20 protein-coding genes are annotated in these 18558 nt (G+C 65.5%); 11 read left to right on the forward strand and 9 right to left on the reverse strand.

Annotated elements, in window-relative coordinates; all coding sequences use genetic code 11:
- Nucleotides 1-328 precede the first annotated feature (328 nt).
- From QAZ47_RS04905 to QAZ47_RS04930, 6 genes are all read left to right on the forward strand, one after another.
- Nucleotides 329-667 (forward strand): P-II family nitrogen regulator, encoded by a 339-nt coding sequence (locus QAZ47_RS04905; protein WP_006327120.1) that lies wholly within the window; start codon nucleotides 329-331, stop codon nucleotides 665-667.
- Nucleotides 668-698: 31 nt separating this feature from the next.
- Nucleotides 699-2045, forward strand: a complete 1347-nt coding sequence (locus QAZ47_RS04910; RefSeq protein ID WP_278205869.1) for an ammonium transporter — start codon at nucleotides 699-701, stop codon at nucleotides 2043-2045.
- 342 nt (nucleotides 2046-2387) lie between these two features.
- Nucleotides 2388-2663, forward strand: coding sequence for a hypothetical protein (locus tag QAZ47_RS04915; protein ID WP_278205870.1), 276 nt, complete (start codon nucleotides 2388-2390; stop codon nucleotides 2661-2663).
- 211 nt (nucleotides 2664-2874) lie between these two features.
- Nucleotides 2875-5511: a DNA translocase FtsK gene (locus QAZ47_RS04920; protein WP_278232703.1), complete on the forward strand. Its 2637-nt coding sequence runs from the start codon at nucleotides 2875-2877 to the stop codon at nucleotides 5509-5511.
- Nucleotides 5512-5649: 138 nt separating this feature from the next.
- Entirely contained in the window at nucleotides 5650-6318 is a 669-nt protein-coding gene (locus QAZ47_RS04925) for an outer membrane lipoprotein carrier protein LolA (RefSeq protein ID WP_278232704.1), read from the forward strand.
- Between the two features lie 238 nt (nucleotides 6319-6556).
- Nucleotides 6557-7363: an exodeoxyribonuclease III gene (locus QAZ47_RS04930; RefSeq protein ID WP_278232705.1), complete on the forward strand. Its 807-nt coding sequence runs from the start codon at nucleotides 6557-6559 to the stop codon at nucleotides 7361-7363.
- Nucleotides 7364-7651: 288 nt separating this feature from the next.
- Here the strand turns inward: QAZ47_RS04930 and QAZ47_RS04935 are convergent, their stop codons facing one another.
- Together QAZ47_RS04935 and QAZ47_RS04940 are read right to left on the reverse strand one after the other, a co-directional pair.
- The gene (locus tag QAZ47_RS04935; RefSeq protein ID WP_278232706.1) at nucleotides 7652-8107 is read right to left on the reverse strand and encodes a cyclic nucleotide-binding domain-containing protein; all 456 of its coding nucleotides are present in this window, start codon (nucleotides 8105-8107) and stop codon (nucleotides 7652-7654) included.
- A 196-nt stretch (nucleotides 8108-8303) separates the two neighbouring features.
- On the reverse strand, nucleotides 8304-8987 hold the full coding sequence (locus tag QAZ47_RS04940) for a response regulator transcription factor (protein ID WP_040974579.1): 684 nt from the start codon (nucleotides 8985-8987) through the stop codon (nucleotides 8304-8306).
- 147 nt (nucleotides 8988-9134) lie between these two features.
- Between QAZ47_RS04940 and QAZ47_RS04945 the strand changes: the two genes are divergently transcribed.
- Nucleotides 9135-9668 carry a L,D-transpeptidase gene (locus tag QAZ47_RS04945; protein ID WP_278205877.1) on the forward strand — a complete coding sequence of 178 codons (534 nt, stop codon included), beginning with the start codon at nucleotides 9135-9137 and terminating at the stop codon, nucleotides 9666-9668.
- 54 nt (nucleotides 9669-9722) lie between these two features.
- On the opposite strand, the gene QAZ47_RS04950 is transcribed toward QAZ47_RS04945, so the two are convergent.
- On the reverse strand, nucleotides 9723-10001 hold the full coding sequence (locus QAZ47_RS04950) for a hypothetical protein (protein WP_278232707.1): 279 nt from the start codon (nucleotides 9999-10001) through the stop codon (nucleotides 9723-9725).
- Nucleotides 10002-10131: 130 nt separating this feature from the next.
- Between QAZ47_RS04950 and gcvA the strand changes: the two genes are divergently transcribed.
- The gene (gene gcvA / locus QAZ47_RS04955) at nucleotides 10132-11058 is read left to right on the forward strand and encodes a transcriptional regulator GcvA (protein WP_278232708.1); all 927 of its coding nucleotides are present in this window, start codon (nucleotides 10132-10134) and stop codon (nucleotides 11056-11058) included.
- A 20-nt stretch (nucleotides 11059-11078) separates the two neighbouring features.
- On the opposite strand, the gene QAZ47_RS04960 is transcribed toward gcvA, so the two are convergent.
- The 6 genes from QAZ47_RS04960 to tsaD form a co-directional block, all read right to left on the reverse strand.
- Entirely contained in the window at nucleotides 11079-11504 is a 426-nt protein-coding gene (locus QAZ47_RS04960; RefSeq protein WP_278232709.1) for a DUF1761 domain-containing protein, read from the reverse strand.
- Nucleotides 11505-11602: 98 nt separating this feature from the next.
- Entirely contained in the window at nucleotides 11603-12274 is a 672-nt protein-coding gene (locus tag QAZ47_RS04965) for a methyltransferase (RefSeq protein ID WP_278232710.1), read from the reverse strand.
- Nucleotides 12271-12696, reverse strand: a complete 426-nt coding sequence (locus tag QAZ47_RS04970; RefSeq protein ID WP_278232711.1) for an EVE domain-containing protein — start codon at nucleotides 12694-12696, stop codon at nucleotides 12271-12273. The genes QAZ47_RS04965 and QAZ47_RS04970 overlap by 4 nt, the downstream gene beginning before the upstream one ends.
- Before the next feature lie 107 nt (nucleotides 12697-12803).
- Nucleotides 12804-13100 (reverse strand): YciI-like protein, encoded by a 297-nt coding sequence (locus QAZ47_RS04975; RefSeq protein ID WP_278232712.1) that lies wholly within the window; start codon nucleotides 13098-13100, stop codon nucleotides 12804-12806.
- A gap of 18 nt (nucleotides 13101-13118) precedes the next feature.
- Nucleotides 13119-14153: an NAD(P)H-dependent glycerol-3-phosphate dehydrogenase gene (locus QAZ47_RS04980; RefSeq protein WP_278232713.1), complete on the reverse strand. Its 1035-nt coding sequence runs from the start codon at nucleotides 14151-14153 to the stop codon at nucleotides 13119-13121.
- An 11-nt stretch (nucleotides 14154-14164) separates the two neighbouring features.
- Nucleotides 14165-15250, reverse strand: coding sequence for a tRNA (adenosine(37)-N6)-threonylcarbamoyltransferase complex transferase subunit TsaD (tsaD, locus tag QAZ47_RS04985; protein ID WP_278233776.1), 1086 nt, complete (start codon nucleotides 15248-15250; stop codon nucleotides 14165-14167).
- A 99-nt stretch (nucleotides 15251-15349) separates the two neighbouring features.
- On the opposite strand from tsaD, the gene hemC reads away from it, so the two are divergent.
- The 3 genes from hemC (at nucleotide 15350) to QAZ47_RS05000 (ending at nucleotide 18557) form a co-directional block, all read left to right on the forward strand.
- Nucleotides 15350-16276 carry a hydroxymethylbilane synthase gene (gene hemC, locus QAZ47_RS04990; protein WP_278232714.1) on the forward strand — a complete coding sequence of 309 codons (927 nt, stop codon included), beginning with the start codon at nucleotides 15350-15352 and terminating at the stop codon, nucleotides 16274-16276.
- Between the two features lies 1 nt (nucleotide 16277).
- Nucleotides 16278-16991: a uroporphyrinogen-III synthase gene (locus QAZ47_RS04995; protein ID WP_278232715.1), complete on the forward strand. Its 714-nt coding sequence runs from the start codon at nucleotides 16278-16280 to the stop codon at nucleotides 16989-16991.
- 99 nt (nucleotides 16992-17090) lie between these two features.
- On the forward strand, nucleotides 17091-18557 hold the full coding sequence (locus tag QAZ47_RS05000; RefSeq protein ID WP_278232716.1) for a phage tail protein: 1467 nt from the start codon (nucleotides 17091-17093) through the stop codon (nucleotides 18555-18557).
- Nucleotide 18558 lies beyond the last annotated feature (1 nt).

Genomic DNA, 18558 nt, shown 5'->3' on the forward strand with positions numbered 1-18558 from the left:
TGGGCGCCTTCGTCGCGCAAAAGAAATCGGCCCCGACCCGATTTTGCGCGGAATTTCTTGCGTCAACCCACTGCCGCTGCCCACAGTTGCGCCACAAGCCTGCGAAATAGGCATTTTTGAAAAATTGCCTATTTTTTAAGCAGGCACCCAACCGCCGCTTTGGGCAGACACGGGTTCCAGCAGCGTCGCTCCCTTTGTTTACAATAGGTTAACGCCCTGCCTCGGCAATTGGCACGAAGCTTGAATCCTGTCGGGCACTCTCCGGCTCCCACGGGATCGGCGAAGTCGTGCAATCGCGGGGGACCGCAACAGCAAAGGGTGAAACCTTATGAAAATCGTGATGGCAATCATCAAGCCGTTCAAGCTCGACGAGGTGCGCGAAGCGCTCACCGCCGTCGGCATCCAGGGCCTGACCGTCACCGAAGTCAAAGGCTACGGGCGTCAGAAGGGACATACGGAAATCTATCGCGGCGCGGAATACGCGGTCAGCTTCCTGCCCAAGATCAAGATCGAAGTCGCAGTCGGCGCCGACATGGTCGACAAGGCCGTCGAAGCCATCACCGCGGCCGCCAAGACCGGCCAGATCGGCGACGGCAAGATCTTCGTCTTCGGCATCGACCAGGCGGTGCGCATCCGCACCGGCGAAACAGACACCGACGCGCTCTAAGCGGCGACCAGCCATTCCAACGGAGAGTTCTATGAATATACCTTCTACCTTGAAGACGACGGGACGCGCGGCCGCTTCGCTCGCTCTCGTAGCGCTGAGCACCGCCGCCGCCTTCGCGCAGGAGGCCGCTCCAGCGGCAGCGCCGGCCGCACCCGCCGCGCCGACCCCGGTGCTTGATACCGGCAACACCGCCTGGATGCTGACCTCGACGGCGCTGGTGCTGATGATGACCATTCCCGGCCTGGCGCTGTTCTACGGCGGCATGGTGCGCAAGAAGAACGTGCTCGCCACCATCATGCAGAGCTTCGCCATCACCTGCCTGGTGACAGTGCTGTGGTTCATGTTCGGCTATTCGCTCGCCTTCTCCGACGGCGGCGGCACGAACGCCTACATCGGCGGCTTCTCGAAATTCTTCCACCACGGCATCACCACCGCGACGCTGTGGCTGCCGGGCGTGGCGAACATCCCTGAACTCGTCTTCTCGATGTTCCAGCTGACCTTCGCCATCATCACGCCGGCGCTGATCGCCGGCGCCTTCGCCGAGCGCATGAAGTTCTCGGCGCTGCTGATCTTCATGGGCCTGTGGCTGGTCTTCGTCTATGCGCCGATCGCACACTGGGTGTGGGGCGGCGGCTTCCTCGGCTCGGCCGGCGTTCTCGACTTCGCCGGCGGCACGGTCGTCCACATCAACGCCGGTGTCGCGGGCCTGGTCTGCGCGCTCGTCCTCGGCAAGCGCGAGGGCTACGGCACCACCAACATGGCGCCGCATAACCTCGTCTATTCGGTGATCGGCGCCTCGCTGCTGTGGGTCGGCTGGTTCGGCTTCAACGCGGGTTCCGAGCTCGCCGCCGACGGCCTCGCGGGTGCGGCGATGATGAACACGCAGGTCGCCACCGCCGCCGCGGCGCTGGCCTGGATGTTCGCCGAATGGATCATCGCCAAGAAGCCCTCGGTGCTCGGCATCATCTCGGGCGCCGTTGCCGGCCTGGTCGCGGTGACGCCGGCTTCCGGCTTCGTCAACCCGACCGGCGCCTTCATCGTCGGCATCGTCGCCGGCGTCGTCTGCTACATCTCGGCCGTCAAGGTGAAGCACATGTTCGGCTATGACGACTCGCTCGACGCCTTCGGCGTGCACGGCGTCGGCGGCGTCATCGGTGCGCTGCTCACCGGCGCGCTCGCCGATCCGGAGATCAACGCGCTCGGCAAGGGCGCGTCGGTCGGCACGCAGATCTACGGCATCGTCTTCACCATCCTGTGGACGGCGATCGCCACCTTCGTGATCCTCTTCATCGTCAAGGCGCTGGTCGGCCTGCGCCCGAGCGCTCAGGAAGAGGTCGAAGGCCTCGACGTCACCCAGCACGGCGAGGTGGTGCCGTAAGGCCGGCTCAGCCTATCTCCTTGTCGGCGCAATTCCGGACTTTTCCCGGAATTGCCCCAGGGGCCGGCGGATCCTCCTCCCGCCGGCCCCGGATTACCCAAAGCCGCTAAGCGGTTTGCGTGGATTTTACTCCCAAGATCCCGTCGTGACGCTCTCGAAAGGGGCTCACGCCTTGAGGCCCGGAACGACCTTCCGGGCCTCTTTTTTGTCGGCGGATGAGCACGCGGCGTTTCGATCACATTCACTTGATCGCGCACGCGTGAAACACCGGTCTTTCCGGTTCCGTACTGGGACTGCGACCGCCTCGTGGCGTCCGCCAAATAACAGGGAAGGAACCAACCGATGAACTTCAAGAATATCTTCCTGGGAGCAATGGCTCTGTCGATGGTCAGCGGCGTTGCACTCGCCGGTGCTCTCGACGAGCCTGACAATATGGCTCCGTTCTTCACCGATTCCAGCATGAAGACCATGAAGTCCGAGGCCGATTTCAAGGCGGCCTGGGCCTCGACGGCGAAGGACAAGCAGGACGCGATGATGAAGGAGTGCCAGGATGCGGCGATGAGCAAGCCTCATGCCGAATTCTGCGCCAGCCTGATGATGTACGCCGGTCACAAGTGATCGCAGAAGGTCGGGCCCCGAACGGGCCTGATCGTTTTGTCTTTTGAAAAGAAGGATGGCGGGCGCGACGGCCCGCCATTTCCTCTCCGAGGTGCATCTCGGTGAAAGGCCATGGTTAATGCGGCCTTAACCTTCCCACAGATAGTCTGGCAGCCGAATCTGCCGGGGTACGCCATGCGCCCGGGCCAGGCAACGACTTACGGGGAAGAGCATGCGTTCAGGCGCTTCAGCACCGCTCGCGCTGACCGATACCGGGCACGGCATCCACGCATTCGCGAGGCGGCTGGTCGGCGCCGGCCTGTTCGTGTTCACCGCCTTCGGCGTCGCCAGCCTCGCCACCTGGAACGTCGCCGATCCGAGCTTCTCGCACGCCACTAACAATATCGTCACCAACGCCATGGGCTATACAGGCGCGGTTTTCTCCGACCTCGCCATGCAGTTCTTCGGCCTTGCCGCCGTCGCCGGCCTGGTGCCGGCGGTGATCTGGGGTTTCCTGCTCTTCTCCGCGCGCGGCGTCGACAGCTTGGCGAAGCGCGGACTGGCCTGGTTCGGCTTCGCGCTGCTTGCGGCCGCGATCGCCGGCTGCGTCACGCCGCCCAACACCTGGCCGCTGCCGACCGGCCTCGGCGGCGTGTTCGGCGACATGGTGCTGAAGATCCCTGGCATAGCCGTCGGCGGCTATCCGAAGGGATTTTTCGCCAGCATCATCGCAGTTGTGCTTGCCGCGCCGGCCTTGTGGCTGTTTGCCTATGGCTCGGCGCTGATTGCGCGCAAGAACGGCTTTGCCGTCATGGAGCGTGCCGCCGAGCCTGACCCGCGCGAGCAGGACGAGCTGCTGTTCGACGAAGATGAGGACGAAGGCGACGAAGGCATTCTGGCGCTCGGCGCCGTCACCCATTGGTGGTTGTCGTTCCGCGCCTTCCTGCACCGCCGCGCCGCGCGCCGCAGGCAGGAGCGCGACGAGTTCGAGCCTCCGATGGAGCCGCGGGCGAGCGCCTGGCGGCGCGCCGCCGAACGGGTCGAATCGGCCGAGTTCGCCGAGTCCAGGATGAGCCCCGGCGGCCGCGCCCGCGTCGAGCCGGAATTTTTCGCCGCCATGGTCAACGACCGCAGCGCCTCGGTCGATCCGGTCGATGACGATGACTTCGCAGACGAAGAGGACGAAGACATCGATTTCGACGACGAGCAGCCTGTGCCGCGCCGCGCCAATGTGCGCAACTTCCGCTCGGACGCGGCGACCCGCGTCGAGGCCCCGGGACCCCGCCCGGCCCCGGGATCGCGCGCCCAGCGCGAGGCGCAGACCTCGCTGATCGGCTCGGACAAATTCGAGATGCCGTCGCTGCATTTCCTGTCCGAGCCGAAGAACGTCGCGCGTGACCCGAGCCTGTCGAAAGACGCGCTGGAGCAGAACGCGCGGCTTCTGGAAGGCGTGCTCGAGGACTTCGGCGTCAAGGGCGAGATCATCCATGTCCGCCCGGGTCCGGTCGTAACGCTCTATGAGCTCGAGCCCGCGCCCGGCATCAAGTCCTCGCGCGTCATCGGCCTCTCCGACGACATCGCCCGCTCGATGAGTGCGATCGCCTGCCGCGTCGCCGTCGTGCCCGGCCGCAACGCCATCGGCATCGAATTGCCGAACGCCAAGCGCGAGACGGTGTATCTACGGGAAATCATGGCGAGCCGCGACTTCGAGACAACCAAGGCGAAGCTGGCGCTGGCGCTCGGCAAGACCATCAACGGCGAGGCGGTCATCGTCGACATCGCCAAGATGCCGCACGTGCTGGTCGCCGGCACCACCGGCTCGGGCAAGTCGGTCGCCATCAACACCATGATCCTGTCACTGCTCTACCGGCTGACGCCGCAGGAGTGCCGGCTGATCATGATCGACCCGAAGATGCTCGAACTCTCGGTCTATGACGGCATCCCGCATCTTTTGACCCCGGTCGTCACCGATCCGAAGAAGGCGGTGGTGGCGCTGAAATGGACCGTGCGCGAGATGGAAGACCGCTACCGCAAGATGTCCAAGGTCGGCGTGCGCAACATCGACGGCTTCAACGCCCGCGTCAGCCAAGCCGAGAAGAAGGGCGAAAAAATCTCGCGCACCGTGCAGACCGGCTTCGACCGCCAGACCGGCGAGGCGATCTACGAGACCGAGGATCTCGATCTCGAGCCGATGCCCTATATCGTGGTCATCATCGACGAGATGGCCGACCTGATGATGGTGGCCGGCAAGGACATCGAAGGGGCGGTGCAGCGCCTGGCGCAGATGGCGCGCGCCGCCGGCATCCATGTCATCATGGCGACGCAGCGCCCGTCGGTCGACGTCATCACCGGCACGATCAAAGCCAATTTCCCGACCCGCATTTCCTTCCAGGTGACGTCGAAGATCGACAGCCGCACGATCCTTGGCGAGCAGGGCGCCGAGCAGCTGCTCGGCATGGGCGACATGCTCTACATGGCCGGCGGCGGCCGCATCCAGCGCGTGCACGGCCCCTTCGTGTCGGACGACGAGGTCGAGAGGATCGTCGGCCATCTCAAGCTGCAGGGCGTGCCGGAATATCTCGACGCCATCACCGAGGACGATGACGAAGACGACGAGGACGGCTCCTCGAGCAGGGGCGGTTCCGGCGGCGGCAATTTCGAGGATTCCGACGACCCCTACGACCAGGCGGTGGCCGTGGTGCTGCGCGACGGCAAGGCCTCGACCAGCTATATCCAGCGCCGGCTCGGCATCGGCTACAACCGCGCCGCATCGATCATCGAGAAGATGGAGAAGGAAGGCATCGTCGGCCCGGCCAACCATGCCGGCAAACGCGAAATCCTGGTGCCGACGGAAGACGACAAATTCTAGCCGGCGGTGTCCGCCGGCGCCGGCCGGCTTTGAACCTTCCGGCGTGTTCATGCGACCAAGCGCCGTGCGACTCGCCAAACTTAGGCCCAACTGGGGGTCCAGATACAGCCACGACACGAATCACAGGAAGCGACCGGCATGAAGACCCAGACAGATTTCGCCCCGACCCGCCGGCAGGTGCTCGGCCTTGGCCTGGTGCTCGCGGGCGCGGCAGCCATCAACGTCGTGCCGGGCTTCCAGCTTCTGGCCCGGGCGCAGGCCGCGATTCCACCGGCGGCGCAAAAGATCGCCGACCATTTCTCCTCGGTCAAATCGATGAGCGGCGAATTCGTGCAGTTCGGGCCGAAGGGCGAGCAGACCGGCGGCAAGTTCTTCCTCGAACGCCCGGGCAAGATCCGCTTCAACTATGACGGATCGTCGAATTTCCGGGTGATCTCGGACGGCAAGTCGGTGGTGATCCTCAACAAGAAGCTGAACACCTCCGACCTTTATCCGCTGTCGAAGACGCCGCTCAAATTGCTGCTCGACGACCGGATCGATCTCTCCGGCGGGCGCGTGAAGGCGGTCAAGGAAGAGGACGACCTCACCACCATCCAGCTCTCGGACAAGTCGGTGTTCGGCAATGCCCGGATCACCATGATGTTCGATCCGAAGAGCTACGAGCTGCGCCAGTGGACGATCACCGACGCGCAGGGCAAGGACACGACGGTGATGATCTTCAACGTCAAGGAAGGCGTCTCCATCCCGCCAGACACTTTCGCCATCGATTACACGGCGAACAGAGAGCTGAATACGAAGACGCGGTAGATTCAGCTGTTGCGAAGGTTCCCCGGCGTCGGCGCTGCCCCTCATCCGCCTGCCGGCACCTTCTCCCCGTAACGACGGGGAGAAGGGACAAGCTCAAGCGCTGGCGTCCCCCTCTCCCCGTTCTTCACGGGGAGAGGGTAAGGGTGAGGGGCAGCGCCGACGCCGACGATCGTCGCCCGGCTTGTGTTTGCGGCGCGCGGCTGGCAGAGATCGGCAATCTTTTGCCGGACGTCACCGCATGCCCTTCACCATCGCCACCTGGAACATCAATTCGGTTCGCCTGCGCATGCCGATCGTCGAGCGGCTGCTCGAGGAGCACGCGCCGGACGTGCTCTGCCTGCAGGAAACCAAGGTTCCGGACGAGCTCTTTCCCGAAAAGGCCTTCCGCAAGGCGGGCTACGAGCACATCCTCTTCCATGGCCAGAAGGGCTATCACGGCGTGGCGACCGTGGCGCGCCGGCCGATCGAGCTGGTCGAGAAGCGCCGCTTCTGCGAGATCGACGACAGCCGGCACCTTTCGGTCAAAGTGCAGGCCGGCGGCAGGTCGATCCTGCTGCATAATTTCTACGTTCCGGCCGGCGGCGACGAGCCCGATCCGGAGATCAACCGGAAATTCCGCCACAAGCTCGATTTTATCTATGAGATGAACGGCGTGCCGGCGAGCCAGGATGAGGCGTCCGCCTCGATCCTGGTCGGCGATCTCAACATCGCGCCGCAGGAGCATGACGTCTGGTCGCACAAGCAATTGCTCAACGTCGTCAGCCACACGCCGGTCGAGACGGAAAGCTTCGAGGCGATGCGGCAAGCCGGCGGCTGGGTCGACCTGATGCGGCTCGACGTGCCCGCCGAGCGGAAGCTCTATACTTGGTGGAGCTATCGCGCGAAGGATTGGGAGGCTTCGGACCGCGGCCGCCGGCTCGACCATGTCTGGTCGTCGGCCAATCTGGTGCCGAGCTTCGCCGGCTACGAGATCCTCAAGGCGGCGCGCGGCTGGGAGAAGCCGTCGGATCATGTGCCGGTGATTGCGCGGTTCGATCTGGAGTAGGGTTCGACGACGGCGGTTAACGCGCGCAAACCTTGCGTTCGTCATCCTAGGGCGGAGCGTCGCGAAGCGGCGCGCAGACCCTAGGATCCATGCCGTTACCTGTGCCAAAGGATGCAACGACGCAGGACTGAGGAGAAAGCCCGGGGCGGGTCGGTTGGGTCAGGAACCCTCATTTCTGCAACGCGGCGAAGCGTCGACGTCACGGCATGGATTCTAGGGTCTGCGTGCGTCGCTTCGCTCCTTGCTCCGCCCTAGAATGACGACCCTCATCGAGCCGCCCCTTGTGCTTCACCCCATGAACCGCGGCGCGAGCTCCTCGATGCGGGCGATCATCTGCTGGAATTCTTCCAGGATGCGGTCGTGCAACTGCGCCGCCAGCTCGGGATATTCCTCCAGGATGCGGCGGAACATCCTGCGGCTCAAGCGGATCACTTCCGAATCGACAGCGGCGGAGGCGCTGGTCAGCCGGTTGGTGTCGGCGATCAGCGCCAGTTCGCTCAGCATGGCGCCAGGACCTGCCGTGCCGATCGGGACGCGCTCGCCGCCTTGTTCACGATAGAGCACGATGCGCCCGCTGACCACGACATATGCCGAGTCAGCCACGTCATCTTCGCGGTAGAGCTTATGGTCGGCCTGCAGGAAGGTGTTCTCCGCGCCGAAGGCGAGCAGGCGCAACTGTTCCTGCGTAAAGCCCTGAAAGAGCTTCACGGCGGACAGGATGCGGATGTCGTCATCCAGCGCCATCCTAGCTGTGTCCCCGAGCGGTCAGTCCAGTCCCTCCTTTGGAGCGCCGCGTCCTCCCGGACGCACAAGCGAATGCTCCAACCTTCCAATCGCGCATCGTGCGATGCGTCCAGCGAGCCGATCCATCACCCTCCAGCACCAGGATCGTACCCGAAGCAGTCCCGCCCGACCGCTCTCTTTCTAGAACATGAAATGTTTAAGGAACCAGCTTGTAGCCGCCGCTTTCTGTCACAAGAATTTCGGCATTGGAAGGATCGCGCTCAATCTTCTGGCGTAGCCGGTAGACATGGGTCTCCAGCGTGTGCGTGGTGACGCCGGAATTGTAGCCCCACACCTCTTCCAGGAGCACGTCGCGTGTCACCACTTTCTGGTCGGCCCGGTAGAGATATTTGATGATCGAGGCCTCCTTTTCGGTCAGCCGCACCTTGGCGCCGCGCGGATCGATCAGAAGCTTCTGGCTGGGCTTGAACGTGTAGGGACCGACCGAGAAGGTGGCGTCCTCGCTCTGCTCGTGCTGGCGCAATTGCGCACGAATGCGCGCCAGGAGCACGGCGAAGCGGAAGGGCTTGGTCACATAGTCGTTGGCGCCGGCCTCGAGGCCCAGGATCGTGTCGGAATCGGTGTCGTGGCCGGTCAGCATGATGATCGGCGCCTTGTAGCCGCCCTTGCGCAGGATCTTCACCGCTTCGCGGCCGTCCATGTCGGGCAGGCCGACATCCATGATGAGCAGATCGACGAGACCGCCGCGCGCCGCGGCGACGCCTTTCGCGGCGGTGGATTCCTGCTGGACGTCGAATTCTTCGTAAAGCGCCAGTTGCTCGACGAGCGTGGCTCGCAGGTCGTCGTCGTCGTCAACGATCAGAATGGTGCGTGATGTCATGGATCAATCCGTTGTTTTAAAAAGAATATTCAGTTGACCTCCCCCCATTTATGCGGAAGCTCACCGGCGCAACAGCCGATCACAGTGATTTGTTCCGTGAGACAATCATACAAGAAAAAACGCGCGCGCAATGAGGCGGGTGCATTTTTGCCGAAAGGCCTGCGTGTCGTGGTTGTGCGGGCAAGACCCGGCAACCGGGCACAGGGGTTCCTGCAAGCCGGTAAAACCGTGTTCCCCTGCGCGCTGGGACGCGGCGGCATCTCCGCCAACAAACGTGAGGGCGACGGCGCGACGCCTCTGGCCGCGATGCGGATATTGTCGGGGTATTTTCGCAACGACCAGTTTGCCGGCGGGCGCAGGACGAGGCTGGCAATGGCGCCGATCGGCCCGGATCTCGGCTGGTGCGAAGTGCCGGACGACCGCAACTACAATCGGCCGGTCAAGATCCCCTATGGCGCGAGCCATGAGCGGATGCGGCGCGCCGACAATCTCTACGACGTGTGCCTGGTGCTCGACTGGAACATCGCGCCGCGCCGGCGCGGGCGCGGCAGCGCGATCTTCTTCCACCTCGCCCGCCCAGGCTTCACGCCGACGCAAGGCTGCGTGGCGGTGACCGTGCGCACCATGGCAAGGCTCTTGCCGCTGCTGTCGGATAGGACGGTGGTGAAGGTGGTGAGGTAAGGCAGTAGGCAGTAGGCAGTAGGCAGTAGGCAGTAGGCAGTAGTCTATCCTTCCCTACTGCCCATTGCCTAATCGGCTATATCGTCTTGGACGCTGCCAGCCGGAATCCAGCAGCCCAATCCGGCCAAACTCCCGGTCCATCGCCTTGGTGACGTCCCGGCGCTTGGCGCCGATGTCGCGCAGCTGGCTGTCCGAGAGGTCTTCGACGGACTCATGCGGAATCCGGGCGGCGATCCGCGCCTGACGCAGCCAGTCGATCGCGGTGCGCAGCCAAAGCGTGATGCCGGAGCGGGATTTCGGGGCGGTGTGGGGCTTCAGGACGATCTCGGTCATGGCTCTATCCGTGTTCTCCGGACATCAAATCCGGTTTGATGTTGTTTCGATGGGGCCATCTTGCCGGATTGAAAAATAAACGGGAAACGAGTAGTTCTTGTCTCATCATCAAGTTTTATTTGGAGATCGGATGGCCCGCCTGCTGCCCGGAACGCGTGCGCTGAGGACGTTCGAGGCGGCGGCCAGGCATCTCAATTTCACCCGCGCCGCGGACGAGCTCGGCCTAACGCCGGCGGCGGTCAGCCATCAGATCAAGGAAATCGAGGATCAGCTCGACCTGGTGCTGTTCACGCGCACCAGCCGCACCATCCGGCTCACCGAAGCGGGCAACGTTCTGTTCGAAGCCTCGGTCGATGCGCTCGACCTGCTTGGCCGCGCCGTCAGCCGCGCGCGCAAGATGAACAGAGGCACGGCCTTGCTGAAAGTGACGATCGACGCGCAGTTCGCGACGAAGTGGCTGATGCGGCGCGTGGACGGTTTCCGCCGGCAGAAGCCGGGCATAGAGCTGCGCTTCGATATCACCTATGAGGTCAGGGACTTCGAACGGGACGATGTCGATATCGGCATCCGTTTCGGCGCCGGCAAATATCCGGGGCTCTGCGCCCACCGGCTGTTCGAAAACATCATCATCCCGGTCTGCAGCCCGGCGCTGCTTGCCTCGGGCCCGCCGCTGAAGGAGCCGCGCGACCTCTTCCACCACACGCTGGCGCATATCGAATGGTCGCGGCAGGGCGTGACATGGCCGAACTGGAGGATGTGGATGCAGGCGGCCGGCGTCGACGATTTCGACGACAGCCGCACGCTCGTCTTCGGCTCGGCGACCGATGCCACGCAAGCAGCGCTCGACGGCCATGCCGTGGCGCTGGCCGACTTCGCCATGGTGGCCAACGACCTTTCGCAAGGGCGGTTGATCAGGCCCTTCGAGCTTGGCATCAAAGTCGCGCCGGAATTCGCCTATTTCGTCGTCTATCCGGAAGCCATGAAGGATGACGCGCGCATCGTCGCCTTCCGCGATTGGCTCCTCGAGGAGGTCGCGAAAGACGCAGACGCTGGTTAGTCTAGCACTCTTTCTCGGAATTAGCCTGCTGGCGCAGCCGGCGCGCCGAACCAGCCGATGATCGCACCCATGATGAGCAGCACGCCCAGCCAGTGGCCGGCGTCGATCAGGGTGAGGTCCCAGCCGAAGCCTTCATAGCGGTGGTTGACCGAAAGCGTGGTGGCGACGAAGCCCAGCCAGAGCACGAAACCGAACAGCAATCCTGCGACCGGGCTCGGCTCGCCGCCGGTTATCGCGCCGACCACCAATGTCAGGATCAGGGCCATCACCAGCTCGGCGATGAAGCTGACGACGAACGGGACGGGCGAGCGCTTCATCGTCGCCGGGTCGAGTTTCGCCGCTTTCAGCCACGGCTTGCTCAAGCCCATGTACCAGACGGCGCCGAAGAGCCACGCCACGACCGCGGCGACGATCACCGCGACCCAGTTCACGACCGAAAAATCCATGAAATCCCTCCCCAAATGCATGCCGCCCAGGCGCAGAGCGATCCCGGGACAACGGCATGCCTTTCGCCGGGCGATGGAATCCCTGTTCGCCGGCCGCGTCAAGCCGGAGCAGCGGCAGCCCATCGCCAGACAGTGGTGCGCTTCACCTCCGCATCCTCCAGCACACGCGTCACCGGCACCTGGTAGACGGCGAGCGATTGCAGCCCCTTCTTCGGCAGATAGGCGCGGCCGGGATCGCCGACGAGGATGTCGGCGCCGCGCGCCGTGAGCGCCGTGAACCACGGCGTCAGCCTGTCCGCCAACGGCTTGTCGTAGAAGACGTCGCCGGCGAGCACGACATCCCAGCCGTCATCCGTTCCGATGCAGTCCGCATCGAGGAATTCGGCCTTCACGCCATTGGCCTTCAGGTTGAGCGTGATCACCGCCTCGCAAAACGGGTCGATATCGGCGGCAATCACTTGGCTCGCGCCGGCCTTCAGGGCAGCGATGGCGACCATGCCGGAGCCGGAAGCGAAATCGAGCACGCTTTTTCCCCGCACCGTCGCGGGATGGTCGAGCACATAGCGGGCAAGGCCCTGGCCGCCGGCCCAGGCGAAGGCCCAGAAGGGCGGCGGCAGACCGATCTCGGCCAGCTCCTCCTCGGTGCGCAGCCACAGGTCGTGCGCTTCGTCGGCCAGATGCAGCAGCACTTCCGGCACATGCGGCGGCGCCATCAGCGCCGTATTGTCGAGGATGAATGTCTTCGCGCTTTTCGGCGTGAGCCTGGTCACGGCGCCGGGTTGAGATCGGCCATGCGGCAGACCTCTTTCCACTCTGCCGGCGTCACTGGCTGCACGGAAAGCCGGCCAAGCCGAACCAGCGCCATCTCGGCCAGCTTCGGATTGGCCTTGACTTGTTCCAGCGTCACCGGCTTCGGCACGTCCTTGTAGGCGCGGATGTCGACGCATTCCCAGCGCGGGTCGTCGGTCGTGGTGTCGGGATGGGCGAGCGCGCAGACCTCGGCGATGCCGACGATGTCGAGGCCTTCGTTGGAATGGTAGAAGAAGCCGAGATCGCCGATCTTCATCGCCTTCATGTTGTTGCGGGCGGCATAGTTGCGCACGCCGTCCCACTGCGTGCCGGCCTTGCCTTTCGCCTTCAGCGCCTCGAAGGAAAAGACCGAGGGTTCGGATTTGAACAGCCAGTAGTTCATCTCAGTTGTCCCATTGCCATTGTCGGTTCGCCACGCACGGCGCGCTCGCGCGCTCCAACCTTTACCCTTTCCCCGTGCTCACGGGGAGGGGGAGCGCAGGCGAACAATCATGCGCTGGCAGGCCTCTGGAAGACCCAGTTCCATGCACGGATCTCGACGCTTTCGAACAGGCCTGCCTTGGCATAGGGGTCGGCGGCCGCCAAGGCTTGCGCGGCCGCCATATCCGCCGCTTCGATCATGACCAGGCTGCCTTCGGGCTTGCCGTCGGCGTCGAGGAAGGGGCCGGCAAAGGCAAGTTTGCCTTCGCCGATCAGGCCTTCGAGGAACGCCGCATGCGCCGGCCGCGTGTCGATGCGCAGCTGCAGGCTGCCGGGCTTATCCTTGCAAATCAACGCAAACAGCATCTCTTCAAGCTCCGATGTTCAGATGTCGGTTTCGGTTTTGAGCGGCCGCGTCATCAGCGCCGTCACGGCCTGGCCGATAGTCACCTTGCCGTCGAGGATGGCGGCGACGGCGGAGATGATCGGCGCATCGATGCCGCGCTCGGCGGCGATGCGGGCGGCGATGCCCGCCGTCGGCACGCCTTCGGCGAGCGGCAGGCCGGCAAGCGGCTTGCCCTGGCCGAGCGCCAGGCCGTAGGCGAAATTGCGCGACTGCGCCGAGGAACAGGTGAGCAGCAGGTCGCCGAGGCCGGAAAGCCCCATCAATGTCTCCGGCTTGGCGCCGAAAGCGGCGCCGATGCGGCGTAGCTCGACGAAGCCGCGCGTCACCATGGCCGCCTGGGCGCTGGCGCCGAGCCCGGCACCGGTGACGGCGCCGGCGGCGATAGCGAAAACGTTCTTCAGCGCGCCGCCGATCTCGACGCCGATCAGGTCGTCGCTGGAATAGCAGCGCAGGTTCTCGGCCGAGAAGCGGGCGGCAAGGTCGGCCGCCAGTTCTCCGTTGCGGGCTGCTACCACCACCGCCGTCGGCAGGCCGCGCGCGACGTCGGTGGCGAAGCTCGGACCGGAAAGCGCCGCGACCGGATTGTTCGGCAGGCTTTCCTCGACGATCGCCGACAGCAACGCCCCGGTGTCGCGCTCGATGCCCTTGGCGCAGAGGACCAGCGGCACGCCGGCCGGCACATGGCCGGCAGCGGTGGCCAGCACCGCGCGCAGCGACTGCGCAGGCGTCACCGCCAGCACGCAGTCGGCGCCGCTGAGCGCGGCGCCGATGTCGCTCGTGGCGACAATGCCGGGTTCGATCGCGATGCCGGGCAGGTAGCGCGGATTCTCGCCGCGGTCGATCGCGGCCACGGTCTCGCTGTCGCGCGCGTAAAGGCGCACGAAATGGCCGGCACGCAGCATCGCAAGCGCCAGCGCCGTGCCCCAGGCGCCGCCGCCCAGCACCGCGACGCGCCAACCGGTGGCAGGCGCCTTGCCGGTCGTGGCTTTCTTGGCCGTGTCTTTCTTCGTCATGCCTTTTTTGATCATGCCTTGGCACCGCGCCGGCCAGAGCCGACCAAGGGGGCGGAAACGCTGTCCAGCGGCCAGCGCGAGCGCGGCGCGAAATCGGCGGCGTTCTCGCCGGCCATGCCGGCGCGCAGCCGCTCGATGCCGGCCCAGGCGATCATCGCCGCATTGTCGGTGCAAAGCTTCAGCGGGGGCGCCACGAATGCGAAGCCGGCTTCGGAACAGAGCGCCTCGAGCGTGGCCTTGATCGTCCGGTTGGCGGCCACCCCGCCGGCGACGACCAGCGCGGGGTTCGCTTTGCCGGGAAATTCCTTGCGGAAACGGGCGAGCGCACGCGCGACACGGTCGCCCAGCGCATCGGCCACCGCCGCCTGGAAAGAGGCGCAGATGTCGGCGACGTCCTGGTCGCTGAGCGGCGCGATCGCGCTCGCCGCCTGGCGCACCGCCGTCTTCAGCCCGGAGAAGGAGAAATCCGGCTGCGCCGAGCCCTTCATCGGACGCGGGAAGGCAAAGCGGCTCGCGTCGCCGCTTGCCGCCGCCTTCTCGACATTCGGCCCGCCCGGATAGGGCAGGCCGAGCATCTTGGCCGTCTTGTCGAAGGCCTCGCCCAGCGCGTCGTCGATGGTCGTCGCCCAGCGCTGGTAGTCGCCGACGCCGCGCACCGCGACGATCTGGGTGTGGCCGCCGGAGACGAGCAGCAGCAGATAGGGGAAATCGAGGCTGTCGGTCAGCCTTGCCGTCAGCGCATGGCCTTCGAGGTGGTTGATGGCGATCAGCGGCTTGTTGGCGGCGGCGGCGATCGCCTTGGCGGTCATCAGTCCGACGATCAGTCCGCCGACCAGACCCGGCCCGGCCGTCGCGGCTATCGCATCGACCTGGTCGAGCGAAACATCCGAATCGGCAAGCGCTGCCTCGATGATCCCGTCCAACGCCTCGACATGAGCGCGCGCGGCGATCTCCGGCACGACGCCGCCAAAGGCGGCGTGCTCCTCGATCTGGCTCAAGACGACATTGGAGAGGATTTCGGGCGCGGAGCTGCCGTCCAGCGCCACAACGCTGGCCGCCGTCTCGTCGCAGCTCGTCTCAATGCCCAGAACGCGGATCAATTCGTCGCTGTCCATGAAGATTGTGTCATCGGTCATTCCCAATTAGGAAAAGGCCCGCAGACCTCGTATGCCGGGGGTTATCACGGACCGCGCGCCATGCAAACAACCTTGAAAATCGGAACACGCGGCAGCCCGCTGGCGCTGGCCCAGGCGCATGAGACGCGGGCGCGGCTCATGCAGGCGCACGGCCTTCCCGAACAGGCGTTCGAAGTGGTGCCGATCTCGACCAGCGGCGACCGCATCCAGGACCGGCCGCTGTCGGACGCGGGCGGCAAGGGCCTGTTCACCAAGGAGATCGAGGAAGCGCTGCTCGACGGCCGCATCGACATCGCCGTGCATTCCTCGAAGGACATGCCGACGGTGCTGCCCGCCGGGCTGGAGCTCTCCACCTTCCTGCCGCGCGAGGACGCGCGCGACGCCTTCATCGGCAAGACGGCGAAGCGGATCGCCGACCTGCCGCACGGCGCTACGGTCGGCTCGTCGTCGCTCCGGCGCCAGGCGCTGATCCGCCGGATGCGGCCGGACCTCGCCGTGGTGATCTTTCGCGGCAATGTGCAGACGAGACTGCGCAAGCTGGACGAGGGCGTCGCCGAAGGCACCATCCTCGCCTATGCCGGGCTGAAGCGGCTCGGGCTCGAAGGCGTCATCACCGACCTGATGCCGCTGGATGTCTTCCCGCCGGCGCCGGGGCAGGGCGCGATCGGCATCGAAAGCCGCATCGGCGACGGCACGGTAGAAAAATTGCTTGCGGCCATCCGCGATGTGCCGACCGGCCAGGCATTGGCCTGCGAGCGTGCGTTCCTCGCCGCGCTCGACGGCTCCTGCCGCACGCCGATCGCCGGCCATGCGACGATATCGGGCGAAAAACTGTCATTCGCCGGGCTGATCATCTCGCCCGACGGCACAGAGTCGCATGAGGTCCGGCTGGACGGTCCGGCCCGGGACGCGGCGGAGATCGGCGCTGAGGCCGCCCGGACGGTGCGCGCCAAGGCCGGCGCAAAATTCTTCGACGGCTGGGCCTGACATGCTCCGCGTCCTGGTGACGAGGCCGGAACCGGGCGCCTCGCGCACGGCCCGGCGGCTCGAAGCCCAGGGATTTCAGCCCATTCCGCTGCCCCTGACCGAAACGGCGGCGCTGCCGGTCGAGGCAAGTGTCTTCCCCGCGGCTGCCGCCGTCTGCGTCACCAGCGCCAATGCGGTCCGTCATGCGCCCAGGGAACTGGTCGCGGCGCTTGCCGCCTTGCCTTGCCATGCGGTCGGGAAAAGGACGGCCGAAGCCTGTCGCGCGGCTGGATTTACGTCCGTCTCAGAAGGTCCGGGCGACGCCGAGGCTCTGGCTGCCGCCATAGCCGGCGAGCTCGCAGGCAAGGAGATGGTCTACCTTTGCGGGCGCGTGCGCTTTCCAGTGTTCGAGGAACGGCTGACGGCAGCCGAAGTTCGTGTCCGGCCCGTCGAGACCTATGACACGGTCGAGCTGGACTACGACGATGATGACGTCATTGTCCGGTTGTCGGGCACGGCGGTCGAGGCGGTGCTGCTCTATTCGGCCAAGGCGGCTGCGGCGATGATTGGCCTCGCCAGCCGCCCAGCGCTGCGGCGTCTCTTTGAAAGGACGGAGTTTCTCACCCTTTCAGCCCGTGTCGCCAAGGCATTGGACGGGATCGGCGGGCAGAACGTCCGTATCGCCTCGCAACCCGACGAGGACGCGCTGCTGGCGCTTTTGTCGCCGCCGGGCTGAGCTCCGTCATCACACCGCCCCTTTTCACCGCTTGGTGATGTGCTAGAGCATCCCCTAGACCCTTTGAACCATCCTCAAGCCAATTCGCGGAGCCCAAGCATGGTCAAGACGCCTAAGGTGCGGCATTCGAAGAGCCGCCGCGAGCCGGTGACGATCGAGCTCGAGCCAGGCGCCGTCTCGCGAATCGCCGACGAGGATGCCGCCAAGACCGAGACCAGTACCGGGCAGACCAACGAGGCGAAGGCGGAGGAAGCCGCCGCCGCTTCTCGGCCGGAGGCTCCGGAAGAGCCGATCCATGCCGAGCAGGCCGATATCGAGCCGTGGGAGCACGCCGATTCGGCACAGACCGGGACTGGCGGGTCCGAAGCGAAGAGCAAGGACGAGGCGGAAGCGCCCTATCCGGGCGCTGAAGAGGCTCCGAAAAGCGAGCCAAAGGGCTTCGGCTACGATTTCGAGGATGCGTCCGGCGCCAGCGCTGCCGCAGCGGCGCCAAGGCCGAGCGCGGCAAGCAGCAACGATCGTATTGCGACGCCATCCGGGCGTGCCGGAGTGCGCACCATCGCCGCCGGTGTCATCGGCGGCGTGATCGCTCTTGCCGGCGCCGGTCTCCTGCAGGCGGTCGGCTTGCTTGGCTCCCCGGCCTCCGGTGGACCATCGCTCGATGGCGTCAACGGCGAGATCGCATCGCTCAAGGGTGAAATCGCGGCGCTGAAGCAAGCGGGCGACACCGGCGCTTCGGCCAAGGTGGACGGCCTCTCCTCGGCGCTCGACCAGGTGAAGTCCGATATCGCAGCGCTGAAGTCCTCGGCCGGACAGAGCGGCGATGGCACCGCGATCAAGGCGCTCAACGACAAGGTCGGCCAGATCGAGACGGCCGTCGCGGACCTGCAGAAGGCGGGTGGCGCGGCGCCCGTGGATCTTGGACCGCTCAACGAGAAACTCGCCGGGCTCGACGCGCTGGTCAAATCGGCCGGCGACGCGGCCAAGGCCGAGGACGGCCGGATCGCGGCGCTGGAACAGTCGGTGCAGCAGCTGTCCGGCAAGGTCGAGGCACAGGCCTCGCAGCCGAAGATCGCGCTGGCGATTGCCGCTTCGGCGCTGAAGGCGGCCCTCGATCGCGGCGCACCGTTCGCGACCGAGCTCGATACTTTCGCAGCGATCGCGCCGGACGCACCGGAGATCGCGGTGCTGCGTTCCTACGCCGGGAAGGGCGTGCCGACCCGCGCCACGATCGCCTCGGAGGTCGAGGCCGCCGCCAACGCCATGGTCGAGGCCGCGACGCCGGTCGACCAGAATGCCGGCTTCTTCCAGAGCCTGGTGTCGAGCGCCGAATCGCTGGTCAAGGTGCGGCCGGTTGGCACCGTCGGGGGCAAGGGTGCGCCGGAGACCGTGGCGCGCCTGGAGGTCGCGGTCAACCAGGGCGACTACGCCAAGGCGCTCGGCGAATACGACACGCTGCCCGACGCGGCGAAGTCGGCGGGCGCCGATTTTGCCGGCAAACTGAAAGCGCGGCTGGAGGTCGAGAAGCAGATCGACGCGCTCATCGCCGGCGCGACGAAGGCGTGAG

The sequence above is a fragment of the Mesorhizobium sp. WSM4904 genome, from assembly GCF_029674545.1.
In the GTDB taxonomy this organism is placed as follows: Bacteria; Pseudomonadota; Alphaproteobacteria; order Rhizobiales; family Rhizobiaceae; genus Mesorhizobium.